A 16,745-nucleotide genomic window follows, 5' to 3' on the forward strand; every position below is an offset into this window, starting at 1 on the left:
TCGTTACCGTCGCCGAGTCCGCGGGTCGAGAAAGTCGCGTAATCCGTCACCGACGAGATTGAAACCCAAAACGGTGAGGGTGAGCGCCAGACCTGGGAACGTGATGTACCACCAGGCATCGCGGAAGAAGGTTCGGGCACCAGCGATCATCGTACCCCATTCGGGCGTGGGAGGCTGGGCACCGAGTCCGAGAAACGACAGACCGGACGTCGCTAACACTGCATAACCCACATCGAGCGTCAGTTGGACGATGATCACCGCAAGCGTGTTCGGCAGAATATGCCGGCTGAGGATACGCCAGGGCGAGGCACCGATCGCGCGCGCTGCCTCGATGAACTCGCGCTCCTTGAGCCACAGCACCTGACCGCGCACGAGGCGTGCGTACCATGGCCAGTACACGACGGCGAGCGCGATCACCGTGTTCTGAAGGTTGCGACCGAGTGTCGCAGCGATCGCCATGGCGAGAACGAGAGCCGGAAAGGCGAGGAAAAGATCGGTCAGGCGCATGAGCAATTCGTCGACCAGCCCACCCACGTAGCCAGCGATCAGACCGACCAGCGTTCCGACAACGACGGCGATCGACAGAATGATGAACGCGATACCCAAGGAATATTTCGCGCCGCTCAGCACCCGACTGAACACGTCGCGTCCGAGCTCGTCGGTACCGAACCAGTACGTGGACGAGGGTGGTTGCAGCTTGAAGGCGACGTTCGGCTGGATCGGGTCGTGCGGTGCGAGGGCGCTGCCGAAGACCACGAGGAAGAGAAACAGAGCGATCAGGACGACGCCCAGCAGGTTGAGCGGACTGTGACGAAGGAAGTCGATGAACGTGCTCGAGAGGGTGCGCGGGCGCGGTGGTCGTTCGAGCAGAACGGTCACTGGCCTGGTCGTCGCAGTCGTGGTTCGCTCCATGTCACGTCACCCGGATGCGTGGATCGAGCAGCACGTACGCGATGTCGACCAAGAGATTGACGAGAACGTAGGCGGCACCGATGACTAGAGTCACCGAAATGACGGCGTTGTAATCGAAGTTCTGGATGGCTTGAAAGGCGTAGCGACCGATGCCTGGCCAGGAGAAGATGATTTCGACGAGAACGGCTCCGCCCATCAGCAACCCGAACTGCAGGCCGATCACCGTGACAGCAGGGAGCAGAGCATTCTTGAGCGCGTGGCGGAGGATGACCGTACTCGGGCGCAGTCCCTTGGCCCGCGCGGTTCGGATGTAATCCTGTCCCAGAACCTCCAACATTCCCGAGCGGACCATTCGTGTGACGATCGCGAGCGCCGCGAGCCCGAGCACCAATGACGGCATGAGCAAGTGCTTGAGGGCCAGGAAGAAGAGCGGAAGGTTTCCAGCCAAGAGCGCATCGACCGTGAACAAGCCCGTGACTGTTGGCGGCTCCTTGACTCCGATCGGGAGTCGCTGCCCATCGGGGAGCAGCCCCAGTTGGGCAAACAGGACGAACTGCAGGACGAGCGCCAGCCAAAAGGATGGAATCGACAGGCCGAGAATCGAGATGGTCCGGCCGACGAGATCGAGCAGGGAGTTGCGCTTGACCGCTGAGAGAATACCGAGAGGGATGCCGAGGATCACCGCGAACAGCATCGAGGAGAACGCGAGTTCGATCGTGGCTGGCAGATACCGCTTGAGATCCTCGGCGACGGGACGGCGGGAGGTCAACGACTTGCCGAAGTCGAAGCGAACCAAACCACTCACGTAGCGCACGTACTGGCGCCAAAGCGGCTGGTCGAGCCCGTACTCCTTGCGGATCTTCTCGACCGCCTCCGGGCTCGCCCGTGGCCCAGCGATCATCCGCGCGGGATCGCTCGGCACAACGTGAGACAAGGTGAAGGTGATGAGCGAGAGGCCGAGCAGCACGAAGATGAGGAAGAAAAGCCTTCGGATGATGAGCCGAACGATCATCGGACGATGGCCTTCGTTTCCTTGCCGGGGCAATCACTCAGGGCGACTGTGAGCATGAAAATCAGCCTCGCGATTCTCCCCTGCCTGCCGATCTCATCCTCGAGTCCGTTCCTCAGTGTAGGATGCAGGGCAACCGAGCATCTTCACTCTACCGGGAAAGGAAGAGCGCTGTCAAGGCACGACCAGTCTTCGTCGCACACCGGGACCCGGCTGCTGTGGGTAGTCGACCCGGACGGTCGCGCAAGCCAGCGAACGAAGTCAGGACTGCTGCGCCGCGTGCCAGCGCACCGTTGCCTGGTTCGAGCGGTGCCTTGCCGAGCGCGCGATGACTCGACCGAGTCGGCCCGCGTTCTTTTCATGCCTCGCGAGCGAGTTTCCGCGCTGCCACCACGACCGGGTCCCAAACGGGTGAAAACGGCGGTGCGTAGGCGAGATCGAGATAGATGAACTCCTCGAGAGTCAGGCCGGCACTCAACGCAGTCGCAACGGTGTCGATCCGCTTGCCAGCTCCTGGTCCACCGACGATTTGGGCCCCGAGCAGGCGCCCGGTGCCTTCTTCGGCCAGCATTTTGACCGTCATCCAGCTCGCACCGGGGAAATAACCGGAGCGGGTCGTCGACCGGACGTGACCGATGACCACCGACAACCCAGCTGATCGTGCCTCGCGCTCATTGAGCCCGGTCCGGGCGATCTCGGTTTCGCCGAAGCGCGTGATGGCGGTACCGACGATACCCGGGAACCGGGATTCGCGGCCTCCCAAGTTGAGTCCGCAGATACGACCTTGTTTATTGGCCGTGGTACCGAGCGGGAAGTACACGGACCGACCGAGCAGGCGGTGATACACGTCCGCGCAATCGCCGGCCGCCCAGATGCCTGGCACCGAGGTGCGGCAGTGGTCGTCGACGTGCACGGCGTTGCGATCCCCGACCACGAGGCCCGCGGCTCGAGCCACTTCGCTGTTCGGTTCCACCCCGATGCCGATCACGACGACATCCGCGGCGATTTCGCCAGCTGGAGTGATGACCGCCCGGACCCGTCCGCCGCGCGTGACGAAGGCTTCGACTGGTGCCTTCGTCAACACGGTCACCTGTTCGTCGCGCAGCGCTTTCTCCACCAAATCGGCCATGTCCGGATCCAACATCGGCATGACTTGTTCGGCAGCCTCGATGAGCGTGGTCGCCAGGCCGCGGGCACGAAATGCTTCGGCGATCTCGATGCCGATGTAGCCACCTCCGACCACGGCTGCTCGCTGCGGTCGCTCGCGAGCGAGCCAGTCCACGAGCGCTTGCGCCTCCTCGATACCGTGCAGCGTGAAAATACCGGCGGCGTCTCGACCAGGGACAGCGAGTTCACGCGGTCGCGCACCAGTGGCCAGCACGAGCTGGTCGAACGGCTCGCGGTACTCGCGCCGCTGCTCGTGGTCCAGCGCGATCACCTCGCGGCGAGCGAGATCGAGCCCGATGACCTCGGTGCGGAGCCGCACATCGATGCCGTTGCGCCGATGTGCTTCCGGTGTTCGAGCGATGAGCTGATTCCACCCCGCGACGTACCCTGCGACGTAATACGGCAATCCACAGAGCGCGTACGAGGTGAACGCACCGCGCTCGAACGCGATGATCTCGATGTCGCTGCGCATCCGTCGTACCTGTGATGCCGCGCTCATGCCAGCTGCATCCCCGCCGACGATGACCAAACGCTCTTTCCGGGTCACCATGCGGTCACTCCTTCCGACTGACCTCACCGAGCGGTCGCTTCGCTGGGATACCGGGTCGCCGCGGGTACGGAGCCGGGCAAGGACGTGCAGCGCGGACGACGACGAGTGTACTGGTGGTGCCGACGAGATCAGCCAGCGGGAGAGGCTCGACAGCGAGGAGTTCACCGCCGAGGAGAGCGAGCGCTGGCTGGCTCTCGGCGAGTTCCTGCTCGATACCGCTCCCTTTCGGGAAGAGTGCGAGTCCCCCTCGGGCGAGGAAAGGCAACGTGAGTTCGACTGCGGTCGCCAGATGCGCCAGTGCTCGGGCCGTCGCGAGATGGTAGCGGCCGCGGTGAGCTGGCTGATGAGCGAGCACTTCGGCCCGCTCGTGTATCGCGACCACATTGGACAGTCGCAACTCTCGCACCACCGTCTCGAGAAAGCGGATCTTCTTTGCAGTCGCGTCGAGGAGAGTGATCGCGAGCGAAGGCCGCACGACCGCAATCGGGATTCCCGGTATGCCTGCTCCGGTACCCACGTCGATCATCCGACAAGGAGTCTTTCGCTCGCAGGCGCGGTCGACCCACGGAAGCAGAGCCAGCGACTCGACGAGCAGTCGGCGCTGGATGGCTGACCACTCGGCGAGGCCGGTCAAGTTGATTCGCTCGTTCCACTGCAAGAGCAGTTGCCCGTACTGCCGGAAGGCGTGCTCGCGCTCCGGCGTGAAGGGTTCTCCCCAGCGTGCGAGGGCCTGCTGGACGAGGTCGAGATCGAGCGGTTCGTCGCTCACCGGTCGCTGATCGCTCCTGTGTCGACACGACCACGGGACACGAGGAAGGCGAGCGTCCGGCTGGCGATCGATTCGGCATCGATTCCCGCTTGCCGTCGGAGCGATGCCTGGGATGCGTGGTCGAAAAAGCGATCGGCCAAGCCCAGGCGCAGCACCGGAACGTGCAGTCCGGCATCGGCGAGTGCCTCCAAGACTGCGCTGCCGAAACCTCCGGCCAGCTGGGCTTCTTCGACCGTCACCAGGCAACCGCATTCGCGCGCAGCATCGAGGATGAGCGACCGGTCGAGCGGTTTTACGAAACGAGCGTTGATGACGGTCGTGCGGATTCCCTGCTCCGCGAGGATGTCCGCAGCACGCTCGGCTGGGAGCACGGTCGCACCGAGTGCCACGATCGCGACGTCGGATCCCTCGCGCAGCAACTCAGCGCGACCGATGGGCAAGACACGTGGCTCTCCGAGCAGCGGGACGCCGACACCACTCCCGCGCGGATAACGGAGCGCGATCGGCCCTTCCTCGTAGGCGAGCGCAGTCGCCAACATGTGACGCAGCTCGTCCTCGTCCTTCGGAGCCATGAGAACCATATTGGGAAGACAGCGGAGATACGCGACGTCGAACACGCCGTGATGGGTTCGCCCATCTTCCCCTACGAGGCCGGCACGGTCCATTGCGAAGACGACCGGGAGTTTCTGGATGCAGACGTCGTGAATGACTTGGTCGTAGGCACGCTGCAGGAAAGTGGAATAGATCGCGCAGACCGGACGAAGCCCCTGGGTCGCCAAGCCAGCCGCGAAAGTCACGGCATGCTGTTCAGCGATCCCCACGTCGAAGAACCGGTTCGGGTACGCGGCGGCGAAGGGGAGAAGACCAGTTCCGTCCGGCATCGCCGCAGTGATCGCGACGATTCGATCGTCTTTGGCGGCCAGCTCGACCAACGTCTGGCCGAAGACATCCTGGTACCGTGGTGGGGTGGGTGGTGCCCCCGGAACCTTGACCGCCGCACTGTGGTGCTTGAACGGATCGTCTTCCGCTGGTTGGTATCCCTTGCCCTTGACGGTCAAGACATGGACGAAAACCGGGCTGTCGAATGACTTGACCAACTGGAAGGTCTCGATCAGCTCGCGCAGGTTGTGCCCATCGATCGGGCCGATATAGGTGAAGCCGAGTTCTTCCCAGATCATCGTCCGGTAGACGACTTCCTTGAGGCCGTCCAAGAAGCGGTGAGAGAGTTCGACCAACCTTTCACCTTGCGGAAGCCGGCGGAGAAGTCGCTCGATTTCGCCCTTGGCTTGCCGGTATCGCGTGTCGGTCCGGACGCGGGTCAGATAGCGTGCGAGCGCACCCACATTGGGTGCGATCGACATCTCGTTGTCGTTGAGGACCACGATCAGGGGTACCTGAAGGGCACCAGCATGATTCAGCGCTTCATAGGCCATGCCACCGGTCAGCGCACCGTCACCGATGACAGCGATCGTGTGGTAGGACTCGCCTCGTAGTTTGGCTGCCACCGCCATGCCCAAGGCTGCCGAAATCGATGTCGACGCGTGGCCAGCGCCGAAGTGGTCGTGTGGGCTTTCTTCGCGCTGGAGGAAACCACTCAGGCCACCTTCTTGCCGGATCGTGTGGAATCGGTCGCGTCGACCGGTCACCAGCTTGTGCGGGTAGGCCTGGTGACCGACGTCCCAAACGATCTTGTCCCGCGGCGAATCGAAGACGTAATGCAAGGCCAACGTGAGTTCGACTGTCCCGAGATTCGGAGCGAAGTGCCCGCCGGTTTTGCCCAGTACGACTTCGATGATGGCTTCCCTGATCTCCTCGGCAAGCTTTTCGAGTTCGGGTACGCTCAATCGCTTGAGGTCCTGTGGGCCGTCGATCCGTTCCAAATACATCGGATTCCCCCTCATCGGAACCGCCCCGTGCGTCACTGGTACACGGGCAGCGGTACGGGACATGTTGATCGTAGCAGGGAAGCTGATCGACGTCAAAATATCTGCGCCGATCCGGCAAACGAAACGGGGAGGAGGCAACTCTCCTCCCCGAGGAGAGTGAGGAGGACAAGACTGATTCACTGGCTGTAAACCGGCATCCACGGAGCGAAGCGGGCTCCGCTCTGTCCCGGTTGCTCTGGTGCGCTCGGTGCGTGCTGCCAACCCCAGCCGTGATGCCGGCCACGTCCCCATCCAGCGCCGTGCTCAAAGACCCAGGGTCCAGTCGCGTCGATCAGCGCGTCGAGGTTGCTCTCGACCGCTCGCAAGGCCTGGTCTGCTTCGTCCTGCGTGAGGGTTCCCTCCTGGACCAGTGTCTTTGCGTTCGCCCGAGCTGCTTCGAGCAGTGCCGCCTTCAAGTCATCGCGGGTGACGCTATGTTCACCGGCGATCTGAGCGAGTGTCTTGCCCTGCCGCAGTTCCGCGACGAGCTGGCTCAGGGTCATGCCGAGCTTGGTCGCGGTAGTGCTCAGGATATCGGTGGGTGGCAGAACGCGAGCCTGGTAACAGCGCGCGCGAGCCTGGTCGGTGAGATATTGCTGAATGCGGTTTGCCTGATCCTGGGTGATGATGCCCTCGTTGACCAACGCGCTCAAGAGGTCACTGAGCGGCCCAACTTTGGTCTCTCCGAGCGACGAGCAGATGCCGCCCTTCGTGGATGGGGTTGGAGTGGTCGTCTGGGCAGCAACCAACCCTGAACTGACCACGAGTGAGGCGAGGGCTCCGAGCAGGAGCATCACGATCCAGAACCGTCGACTACGCAGCTGATGCCACAACATGGCTGACCTCCTCTCAGTCGACTTTGGTCGCTTCTGGGAGTTCCAGCGTGAACGTCGTCCCGACCCCGAGTGCTGAGGCCACGGAGACTGACCCGCCGTGAAGGGTCACGATCTCGCGGACGATGGCTAAACCGAGCCCGAAACCGTTCCGGTCGTTCTGTGCTGGCGTTCCCCGGTAGAACCGATCGAACAGGTGTGGCAGGGCATCGGGCGGGATACCAGGACCGGTGTCGCGGACGGTGAGCGCCACCCGCGGGGGTGTCGCGGGGATCGACCGCGCCTCGATCACGATCTCCATTCCGTCACGACCGTGGACGAGCGCATTCCGCAGCAGGTTCTCGATCGCTTGCTCGAGCAGATCCGGATCTCCCGAAACCAGCAATGCGTCTGGTATCGTCGTCGTCAGCGTGATGCGGTGCTGCTGAGCCTCGAGTCGGTGACGAGCCGCGACTCGTTCAACCAGTGCTGCCAGTTCGACAGGCTGGCGCGCGAGTTCGATCTGGCCTGTTTCCAGGCGCGTCAAGTGCAAGAGTTGCGTGAGGAGGCGCGCTGCCCGTTCGCTCTCGCTCGTGATGATCTGCAACGCCTCCTCGCGCTCCGGCGCCTCGGTGAGTAGTCCCTCCCGGAGCGCGTGGGCGTACCCCTGGATCACCGTGAGTGGCGTGCGGAGTTCGTGGGCGACGTTGGCCAGGAGGTTGCGCTGCCCCTCCACGAGGCGCCGCAGATTCGTCACCATCGTGTTGAAGCTGCGCACCAGCCGCCCGACCTCGTCGGATCCAGCGCCACTCGCCTGGCGCGAGAGGTCACCGGCGGCGATGGCGTCGGCGACTGCAGCCAGGCGCGCGATCGGCCCAGCGATCGATCGCGAAAGGAACCAGGTCACAACGAGCGAGGCGACGAGCCTAGCAGCGAGTGCGAGCCCCAACCCTGGGATCAGCGTGCGCAGGAGGACCCTCGTCGGCGCCGGCGCCAGGACGACGAGGGTCGCCCCCGGTAGGCTAGCCAGCGGGGCTACCGCCAACGAGTAGCCGTCCACTGAACCAGCAAGTAGGACCGCTCGGTGGCGGTTTCCAGGAGTGAATCGTTGCTCCTGGAAGCGCTCCGCTAACCCCTGGGTGACCGCTGCTCGTACGGCCGGAGGAAGTGGCTCCTCGGCCGAGTCCGCTACGATCCTCCCCTGCGGGTCGATGATCAGGAGCCGCACGCCGCTCCGTTCGCCGAGTTCGTGCAGGAACTCGCCGCCCAGGAGCAGCCGCAGTCCGGGGCGACGGTAAACGGCATCGATGCCGACTGCCAGTTGGGCTGCCAGCTGCTCCAGCTCGCGCTGGTCGACCTCGCGTTGGGCGCGGACGAGGGGCCAAATGGCAGCCAAAGCAGTCGTGGTCACCATGACCAGCACCACCGCGACGAAGCTCGCGAACAAGCGGCCTCGTAAACTCCTGATCACTGCTCACCCTATCCGGCAACCGGAGCGGGTCTCCACTCCGCCTGCCACTCTTGAGTCTGACCGTGCGCTGTAAACGGAACGTAACCGGACGCTCAAGATTCATCGAGAGCGAGTCGGTAGCCGATGCCTCGGATGCTCTCGATCCGGACGCGACTGTTCCGAAATTTCTGCCGAAGCCGATTGACGTGGACGTCGAGGGTGCGCGAACCCTCGTCGATTTCGTGGTCGCGCCAGACTTGCGCCAAAAGACGCTGACGCGAGATGACTCTTCCTGCTTGACTCACCAGTGCGAGCAACAGGTTGAACTCGCGTGGGCGCAAAGTGACCGGTTCATCATCGACGAAGACCGATCGTGCCTCCCGGTCGATGCGGATGTCCCCATAGACGAGTTCTTTCACCGGTGGTCCACTCGCGCGCCGCAGGAGTGCTCGCACGCGGGCGAGCAGCTCGTTCGGCTTGAACGGTTTAGTGACGTAGTCGTCAGCTCCCAGATCGAGTCCCTCCACGATGTCGCGCTCGTCATCGAGCGCAGTGAGCATGAGAATCGGTGTGGCGTGGAGGAGACGGAGAGCCCGGCAGACGTCGCGACCGTGTGTGCCAGGCAACATGAGGTCGAGGATGACCAGATCGGGGTGTTCCTGCTCGAAGCGCGCCAGCGCAGCCGTTCCATCGGCAACGGTCACGACCGTGTGGCCGTCGCGGCGCAGGAAAAGTTCCAGAATCTTGGCGATACGTGCATCGTCCTCGACGACGAGTATGTGCGCCATCGATCGCTCAAGGGACCGCCGGGTAACCGGCCCGCGTTGCCACCTCCGGTATCGATCCTACCAGAACCGTCTGCGGCGGATTCGGCACCGCTATTCGACGGTAGAGGAGAAACGAGACGAATTCCCGCCAATCGCGGGGATCGACGATGCCGGTCACGAGACGCCCCCAGGGTGGTGAGCGCAGCACCGCTGGGACAGCGAGTTGCGCGGGAACCGGTTGCCAGACCAACTCGGGCCGCGTTGCGGCGATCCCCGCGTGTAGTTCCGGAGGGATGACGATGACCTGGGCATCCGCGAGAACACGCGGAAGGTCGCTCGTCGAGACGATGCGCAAGGACGGGAAGTCACGCAGGTACCAGGCAAAGGGCTGGGCGACCGAGTCGTGCAGCACGATGAAGAGTCCGTGTCCACCAGTCGGATCGCGTGGATCGAACTGGAACATGGTAAGATCCATGCTGGCCCGCCGGAGGCGGTCTATGGTCGTGCGCAATCCTGGTGCACTGTCCTCACCGTGCAAGAGAGTACCGGGCCGGTAAGTCGTGGTCGCATTGGCGAGCATCGCATCGCGGGAGGCGAGAATGCTCAGGGCGAGCAGCGGCAGGACGAGGAGCAGACGGCGTGGCGCGACGGCTCGTTGCCAGAGCTGCTGGACGGCCCAGAGCGTGACTGAGAGCAACAGCAGGAGACTGACGACGCCAGCCGACCACGCGAAAGCGTCTCCTTGCGGGCCAGACAGTAGCCGGCCGATCAGGCTGAGGCCGAGAAGCACCGCGAGAGCGCTCGTGCCGAGAGCTGCGGCATCCCAGCTGCGCCGAAGCATCGACCACGGGACCGCTCGGAGAAGCTGACAGAGACCGTAGCCAGCGAGAAAGATCGTGCTCGAGAGCGCGAGTGCGAGGGCGCTCGCCCGGCCGTTCCCGAGGAGGATCGCGCTGCCGACTCCGAGGGCAGCGACGACGAGGAGCCACTGCGCTGTCCGCCGTCGGATGCACAGGATCGCTCCGCCGAGGGCGAGGGTGAGTATCGGGAATTCCTCGGTCGCCAGAAGGACGAGCGGGCGGGACCAGGCGGCGAACGGCTGGCCGAGAAACTCCGTGACGAGCTCCTGCCAGCTGGCGACGAGGAATCGGGCGAGGCCGTCCGGGCGCGTGAGGAGGTACGTGCTGGTCAGGGCAATGATGAGGAGGGCTCCTACGGTCAGAGAAGCCAGGTTCCGGCCACGATGCGGCCAGCGTGCGAGCAGGAAGGCAGTCCCACCGAGCGTGAGGATCCAACCGAGCGGATGGGCGAGCGGAGCAGCGCCGAGCACGAGGCCTACCGCGACTGGCGAGGACCGGGCGGGTGGAGGACGGAGCAGAAGAGAGGCAGCCGCCAGCGCGAGACTGACGAGCAGCATCGTTCCGTCGAGTCGCGTACTGGCGACGACGAGCGTCGGCGAGAGGGCGAGCAGGATGCCGCTGGCCCAGCCGAACAGCGGGTCGCTGCGCTGTCCGAGCCGGACAGCCAGTACCACGCCGGCCAATCCGGCGAGCAGGCTAGTGAGTCGCGCTGCCCCATCCCCTGGACCGAAGAGAAAGAACGCGAGCGCAGCTGAGGCGGTGGGAAGCGGCTGTGTCCATCCAGCAGCCGAGAGGTCGCCGCCGGTGACGAGGTGACTGGCATCCCAAGCCAACCGTGCTTCCTGCGGAGCGAGCGGGTAGGAGCGTAAGCCGTAGAGCCGTGGTAGCGCTGCCAGAGCGAGCAGCGCAATCCACGGTGCGAGGCGCAGCATGATCGGTCCGAGCGGGACTTCCCGATCGAGGAGCGATCGCTCAGGTGCCGACGATGCTGGTCCGCTCATGAGGATGCCTCCGTCTCGGTCGGGACCGGTGGTGCTGCCAGGACCGGATCCAACCGCGGTTGCCGCAGCCGGATCTCCTGGAAAGCCGGAAGCAGGTCGTTGCGGACGTACAGGCGGAAGCGGTAGGAGCCGATCGGCGACGGCAGTTCACGCAGGGCGACCAAACGGAACAGCTTGGCCTGTTGCGCTGGTTCCCGAGCACTCGACAGGCTGCGCCAGATGCTCCGGAGCACATCGCCGAGCGTGAACGGCGGCAGATCACTCGTTTGCAGGTTCTGGCGTGCTGGATTCTTCAGTTCGGGCGCGATCGCGAATGCGCGGTACGTCGTCTCTTCTGGATACCACCAGCGCATCGGGTAGTCGAAACTCGTGTACTGGCTCCGCAATAGGGCATCGGTTTCCGGACGCAGGTATTCGAGCGAGTAGAGGATGATCGGCGGCGGATGCTCGGGAAGAGTGTTGAGGGTCGTGCCGAAATAGCGGCGACGTGGAAACTCGCGAAGATACCAGTTCATCGGCCACTGCGTTCCCGAGTCGTACCAGAGTTCCAGATCCATCCCGCCAGTCAACTCGTGCGAAAAGCGCTCGAGGTCGCGGGTGAGCTGGACGACGTGCGGTGCTGTCTGGACATAGATCAGCATGTCGCGCGGCACGTCTCCCTCGCGAAAGGTCACCCGCCATCCGGCATGGACTTGAAAGAGTGTCGCTGCGACCAGCCAGCCGGAGACTGCTGGAAGCGCGAACCGGCGCCATCGTCGATCGACAGCTGGCACGATGACCGCGAAAGCAGCCACCAGCACGGGCACCCAGGCCAGGCGGAGTGTCGTCTCTTCCCCGAGACGGATGGTTCGCAGTGGGAAGCCCTTCGTCGCGTCGAGGGGACCAGCTGTGACCCAAGCCATCGCGAGGAACCACTGCGCGAGGAGTGCGACGACGAGCGTGGCCAAGCCGACCGCGAGGCGGCGTCGATCGCGGTTCCAGCATGTCCAGGCGCGCTCGAACTGCTCGAGGAGCCTGCCAACGACGAGGCCAGCGAGCAGGCACAAGGGAACCGTGATGTGGATCACCAACCAAGGCATCTTCTCGCCAGCCCAGGAAAGGACGGCGAGCATGACGGCTGTCCAATAGACGAGAAAGGTGAGCGTCAGCCAGGAAGTTGGTGGGGTGCTGTGCCGGAGCGTAGCCAATCCTCCGCGCAGCGCGAGGGCAAGCCCGATGGGAAATGCGGCGACAGCGATGACTTCGTACTGAGGAAGCATCACGAGATAGTAAAACCACGGCTGTTCCCCGCGCTGGACACCGTGTTGTCCGAGCCAGTACCCGATCGCGCCGACGGTTCCGCTGGCGAGACCGCCGAGGTTGGTGAAGAGGCTGGTGTAGAGTGCAATGAAGATCCCCGCGCCGAGACTCGCGCCCCAGGCGAGCCCGACCCGATCACTGAGGGCCGCGGCGATGGCCGAGGCTACCGAGCCAGGCGGCGAGACGCGTTGCAGCCAGGCGCTCCATGGTTCGTCCGGATCTTTTTCGCGGGCCAGCAAGCGCCAACTCCAGAAGGCCCATAAGCAGAAGAGACCGAGGGCAGCGAGCGTGATCGGATGCGTGAGGAGTCGGATCGTGAAGGTCTGGATCGCCTGCCCGGTCGGATTTTCCCACGGTATCGTCGGTAAACCTGGAACGCCCAGCGCCTCGAAGAGGAGCACCGAGCCACCGAACGCTGCCAGGGCAACGCCGCTCGTCGCCAAAAGGATCGGTGCTGCGCGGGCAGCAACGGCGACCGCGATGAATGTGACGAGGATAAAGGCAGAAACGAAGGTCACTTCGTGGGTCGTCAGCATGAACGCACCGGTCACCAGCGCACCGACCAGCCAACGCCGCGCGGGCTGGTGCACATAGCGCAAAAAGCAAATGAAAAGAAGCACCGTCGCGGTTACGGCGAAGATATCGTGCCGGATGAAGCGGCTGAAGTAGAGCACAGAAGGAGAAATCAGCAGAAAGGTGCTCGCAGCGAGTGCTCCCCAGCGTCCGAGCAACTCGCGGTCCCGGAGCAGTGCTGGCGAGAGGACGAGCACGACCCCGAAAAGGGCAGCAGGTAGGCGCGATGCCCAGTCACTGCTGCCGAACAAAAGATAAGCTAACGCCTCGAGGTGAAACAGCGATGGACCATGCATCATCGGATGATGGATGTAGCCGTTCCCCTGTTCGTAGACCCAGGAGAAATAGGTGTGGAGCGACTCGTCATGATGGAGCGCCCGTGAGCCGAGATCCCACAAGCGTGTGCAGAGCGCGAAAAGAGCGAGCCCGGTATACGCCAGCTGTTCGACGGTCGGCCGCCACGATGTGACTCGCGCTGCTCGGTGCGGCAGCGACCGTCGCGCTCGCTCGACGCTCGGCGGTGTGATCGAACCGTTCACGGTCTCACCGCTCTCCGTTTGAACCCCGTCACGACCGTGCCTCCGGGATTCTACCAGTCGAGTATGCTCGGGTCGGGAAAGTGCCGACAGGAGCTGAACGATGACAGGAGCGACGCGGCCACGGTGTACAGTTCTCCTCGTCTCCGACGGGGTGGGGACGACCGCACAGGCCGTGCTGGATGCGGCGATGGCGCAGTTCCCGCACGTCGAGTTCGATGTTCGGCGCTATCCAGGCGTGCGGACGCTGGATCAGGTGCGGGAGGTCGTCGAAGCGGCCGAGCAGGCGAACGGGATCATCGTGCACACGGTGGTGATCGTGGAGATTCGCCGGCTGCTCGTCCGCGAGTGCAATGCCCGTCTGATCGATCACGTCGATCTCCTCGGCCCGCTTCTCGGCCAAATCTCGCAGAAGGTCGGAGTCGAGCCGCTCCTGCGACCAGGTGCGGCACGCGGTGTCGGCCCCGAATACTTCCAGCGGATCGAAGCGATTCAGTACACGGTTCGGCACGATGACGGCCAGGGCCTGGAGACGCTCGGAGAAGCAGACATCGTGCTGGTCGGCGTCTCGCGCACGTCCAAGACGCCGCTCTCGGTCTATCTCTCCATGTCCGGCTGGAAGGTGGCCAATGTGCCGATCATCCTGAACGTGCCGCCGCCCCCGCAGCTGCGGCAGATCGATCAACGCAAGATCGTCGGATTGACGATCGACAAGGACGAGCTCGTCCGGATCCGGCAACATCGCCTACAGGCGCTCGGTGGCGCGCTGCCGGGCGAGTATGCCGATCCCGAGAAGGTGGCGGAGGAACTCATTTATTTCCGCCGCATCGCACGGAGCGGTTATCCTTGGCCGCTCGTCAACATCACGGGGAAGTCGATCGAGGAGATCGCGAAGGAAGTGGTCTCGATCATCCAGCGGCAACGCCTGCGCGGACTCGCTGGCCAGACTGATGACCATTGACCTGGCGTGGTCGGGGTGTCGGAAGGAAATGGTGGGATGGCTGTACCGAGTAGAACACGACGCACCTGGTGGGTCGTCGGGCTCGGCCTTTTGCTGGTCGCGAGCTGCCTCGCGCTGACGGCTGGGTTCGGCTTGCTGGCAGCTGGCGGTCTCGACCGCTGGCTGGAGGAGTCCCATGTTGCCGAGATCCGCGTCCGTGGGCCCATGGTGCTCCGCGGTGGGGCTGGTCTCTTGACCGGCGAGTCGGCGAGCGCCGAGCGGATCGTCGAGCAACTGGAGCGAGCGCGTCAGAACCCGAATGCCAAAGCCGTCCTCTTACGCGTCGATAGCCCGGGGGGTGGCGTCAATGCGGCGCGCGAGATCTGGGCAGCAGTGCGCCGGGTGCAGGAGTCCGGGAAGCCGGTCGTGGCCTTTTTCGAGGACACTGCAGCGTCCGGCGGTTATTACATCAGTGCGCCGGCCGACCGTATCGTCGCTATGCCCGACAGTGTCACCGGTAGCATCGGGGTCATCCTGATCATTCCTGACTTATCCGGCCTGTACGAGAAACTAGGCGTCCGCATGCAAGTCATCAAGAGTGGAGCATTCAAGGACATGGGGTCGAGCGATCGTCCGATGACTCCAGAAGAGCGCGCACTGCTCGAGCAGCTGGTCCGCGAGGCCTACGACGAGTTCGTGCGCGTGGTCGCGGAGGGCCGCGCGATGCCACCCGAGCGCGTGCGCGAGTTGGCTGACGGCCGTATCTACACTGGGCGCCAAGCGAAAGAACTCGGGCTGGTCGATGAGCTCGGCGGCTATCGTGAGGCCCTGGCAGTGGCTGGCCAGTTGGCTGGACTGGGAGCGGAACCGCCCGTCCGCATCTATCGCCCGCAGCCGAGCTTTTGGGAATCGTTGAGCACGACCATGGCGCGGTTCTTCTTCGGACGAGACGATGCGAGGCCGGTGGGAGTTCTCCCGACCGGCCCGATCGAGCTGCGCTACGAGCTCGCGACGCTCGGGTGATCTCAGTCCTCGGAACCTGGCTGGATGCTCGACCGCACCGGGGCGAGCCGATTCTCGAGAAATGGCGTGAGGAGGTCGATCGGCAACGGGAAGATGATGGTGCTGTTGCGCTCGGCAGCGATCTCGGTCAGCGTCTGCAAGAAACGGAGCTGCACCGCCCCAGGGACACTGATGAGCGTGCGGGCAGCCTCGGCCAGTTGGCTCGCAGCGGCGAGTTCGCCCTCCGCGTGGATGATCTTGGCGCGCTTCTCGCGCTCGGCCTCGGCCTGACGCGCCATGGCTCGCTGCATCGATTCGGGGAGCTCGACGTCCTTGATTTCCACGATGCTGACCTTCACGCCCCATGGTTCGGTCTGCTCGTCGATGATTTCTTGCAGCTTCTGATTGATCTTCTCTCGTTCGGCGAGGAGTTCGTCGAGTTCGACCTGACCGAGGACGCTCCGGAGCGTCGTTTGGGAGATTTGCGAGGTCGCTCGAATGTAGTCGGCGACGTTGACGACTGCTGCGTTCGGATCGACGACCCGGAAGTAGGCGACCGCGTTCACCCGTACCGTCACGTTGTCGCGCGTGATCACTTCCTGCACCGGAATATCCATCGTGATCACGCGCAGATCGACCTTGACCATCCGTTCGATGATCGGGATGAGCAAGATCAGTCCAGGCCCGCGGGGACCGACCAAGCGTCCCAGGCGAAAGATGACGCCGCGCTCGTACTCCTGGACGACCTTGATCATGGAACTCAGGAACATGAGCACCAAAACGACGACGACTGCACCGGTGATCAGCGATGTCAAGCCCATCGGCTACTCCTTTCTGGTCTGCAATACTCATCCACGGCGGAACAGGGCTCCGAGCGGCCGCCAGCGACGAGCGTCTCCCGCGAGCTGTCGTACTCGGACAGCCGGTCCCTCTTCGGTCGCTGGCTCGACGAGCAAGACCAGTCCTTCCAGTCCAACCACCTGTACCGTCCTACCGGCGGGCATGGTGCCAGCGAGGCTGCGGGCGCGCCAGAGTTCCCCCTCGACGAAGACCATGCCTTCCGGGTCGAGGGTACGCCGGACGACCGCTCGTGCGCCGAGCAACGCTTCCTTTCCGGTCTGTGGACGCCGGGCGTGCGCGCGTGCGACCAAAAACACGAGAAGCAAAAAGATA

14 protein-coding genes are annotated in these 16,745 nt (G+C 64.0%); 2 read left to right on the top strand and 12 right to left on the bottom strand.

The window, feature by feature from the left end; all coding sequences use genetic code 11:
• Nucleotides 1-3: 3 nt before the first annotated feature.
• From nikC to ACWIVK_RS04120, 10 genes are all read right to left on the bottom strand, one after another.
• A complete protein-coding gene (nikC, locus tag ACWIVK_RS04075) occupies nucleotides 4-912 on the bottom strand; it encodes a nickel transporter permease (protein ID WP_448575303.1) in 909 nt (302 codons plus the stop codon).
• A 1-nt stretch (nucleotide 913) separates the two neighbouring features.
• Complete coding sequence (locus tag ACWIVK_RS04080) at nucleotides 914-1,924, bottom strand: ABC transporter permease (protein ID WP_448575304.1); 1,011 nt, start codon at nucleotides 1,922-1,924, stop codon at nucleotides 914-916.
• Between the two features lie 355 nt (nucleotides 1,925-2,279).
• Nucleotides 2,280-3,638: an FAD-dependent oxidoreductase gene (locus tag ACWIVK_RS04085; protein WP_448575305.1), complete on the bottom strand. Its 1,359-nt coding sequence runs from the start codon at nucleotides 3,636-3,638 to the stop codon at nucleotides 2,280-2,282.
• A 4-nt stretch (nucleotides 3,639-3,642) separates the two neighbouring features.
• Nucleotides 3,643-4,407: a 16S rRNA (guanine(527)-N(7))-methyltransferase RsmG gene (rsmG, locus tag ACWIVK_RS04090; protein WP_448575306.1), complete on the bottom strand. Its 765-nt coding sequence runs from the start codon at nucleotides 4,405-4,407 to the stop codon at nucleotides 3,643-3,645.
• Nucleotides 4,404-6,293, bottom strand: a complete 1,890-nt coding sequence (gene dxs, locus ACWIVK_RS04095) for a 1-deoxy-D-xylulose-5-phosphate synthase (protein WP_448575316.1) — start codon at nucleotides 6,291-6,293, stop codon at nucleotides 4,404-4,406. Before dxs ends, rsmG begins: the two co-directional genes overlap by 4 nt.
• 176 nt (nucleotides 6,294-6,469) lie before the next feature.
• Nucleotides 6,470-7,168, bottom strand: coding sequence for a hypothetical protein (locus ACWIVK_RS04100; protein ID WP_448575307.1), 699 nt, complete (start codon nucleotides 7,166-7,168; stop codon nucleotides 6,470-6,472).
• A 13-nt stretch (nucleotides 7,169-7,181) separates the two neighbouring features.
• Nucleotides 7,182-8,591 carry a sensor histidine kinase gene (locus ACWIVK_RS04105; protein ID WP_448575308.1) on the bottom strand — a complete coding sequence of 470 codons (1,410 nt, stop codon included), beginning with the start codon at nucleotides 8,589-8,591 and terminating at the stop codon, nucleotides 7,182-7,184.
• Between the two features lie 116 nt (nucleotides 8,592-8,707).
• Nucleotides 8,708-9,382, bottom strand: coding sequence for a response regulator (locus ACWIVK_RS04110; RefSeq protein WP_448575309.1), 675 nt, complete (start codon nucleotides 9,380-9,382; stop codon nucleotides 8,708-8,710).
• Between the two features lie 7 nt (nucleotides 9,383-9,389).
• On the bottom strand, nucleotides 9,390-11,222 hold the full coding sequence (locus ACWIVK_RS04115; protein WP_448575310.1) for an ArnT family glycosyltransferase: 1,833 nt from the start codon (nucleotides 11,220-11,222) through the stop codon (nucleotides 9,390-9,392).
• Nucleotides 11,219-13,633, bottom strand: coding sequence for a flippase activity-associated protein Agl23 (locus ACWIVK_RS04120; protein WP_448575311.1), 2,415 nt, complete (start codon nucleotides 13,631-13,633; stop codon nucleotides 11,219-11,221). The genes ACWIVK_RS04115 and ACWIVK_RS04120 overlap by 4 nt, the downstream gene beginning before the upstream one ends.
• Nucleotides 13,634-13,733: 100 nt before the next feature.
• Here ACWIVK_RS04120 and ACWIVK_RS04125 point away from each other — a divergent pair, with 100 nt between their 5' ends.
• Together ACWIVK_RS04125 and sppA are read left to right on the top strand one after the other, a co-directional pair.
• On the top strand, nucleotides 13,734-14,591 hold the full coding sequence (locus ACWIVK_RS04125) for a pyruvate, water dikinase regulatory protein (protein WP_448575312.1): 858 nt from the start codon (nucleotides 13,734-13,736) through the stop codon (nucleotides 14,589-14,591).
• A gap of 36 nt (nucleotides 14,592-14,627) precedes the next feature.
• Nucleotides 14,628-15,593 (top strand): signal peptide peptidase SppA, encoded by a 966-nt coding sequence (sppA, locus tag ACWIVK_RS04130; protein WP_448575313.1) that lies wholly within the window; start codon nucleotides 14,628-14,630, stop codon nucleotides 15,591-15,593.
• A 2-nt stretch (nucleotides 15,594-15,595) separates the two neighbouring features.
• On the opposite strand, the gene ACWIVK_RS04135 is transcribed toward sppA, so the two are convergent.
• Together ACWIVK_RS04135 and ACWIVK_RS04140 are read right to left on the bottom strand one after the other, a co-directional pair.
• A complete protein-coding gene (locus ACWIVK_RS04135) occupies nucleotides 15,596-16,393 on the bottom strand; it encodes a slipin family protein (protein ID WP_448575314.1) in 798 nt (265 codons plus the stop codon).
• Nucleotides 16,394-16,420: 27 nt separating this feature from the next.
• Nucleotides 16,421-16,745, bottom strand: a 325-nt coding sequence (locus ACWIVK_RS04140; protein WP_448575315.1) for an NfeD family protein, incomplete at its 5' end; no start/stop codon positions are given.

The sequence above is a fragment of the Thermomicrobium sp. genome (assembly GCF_053493975.1).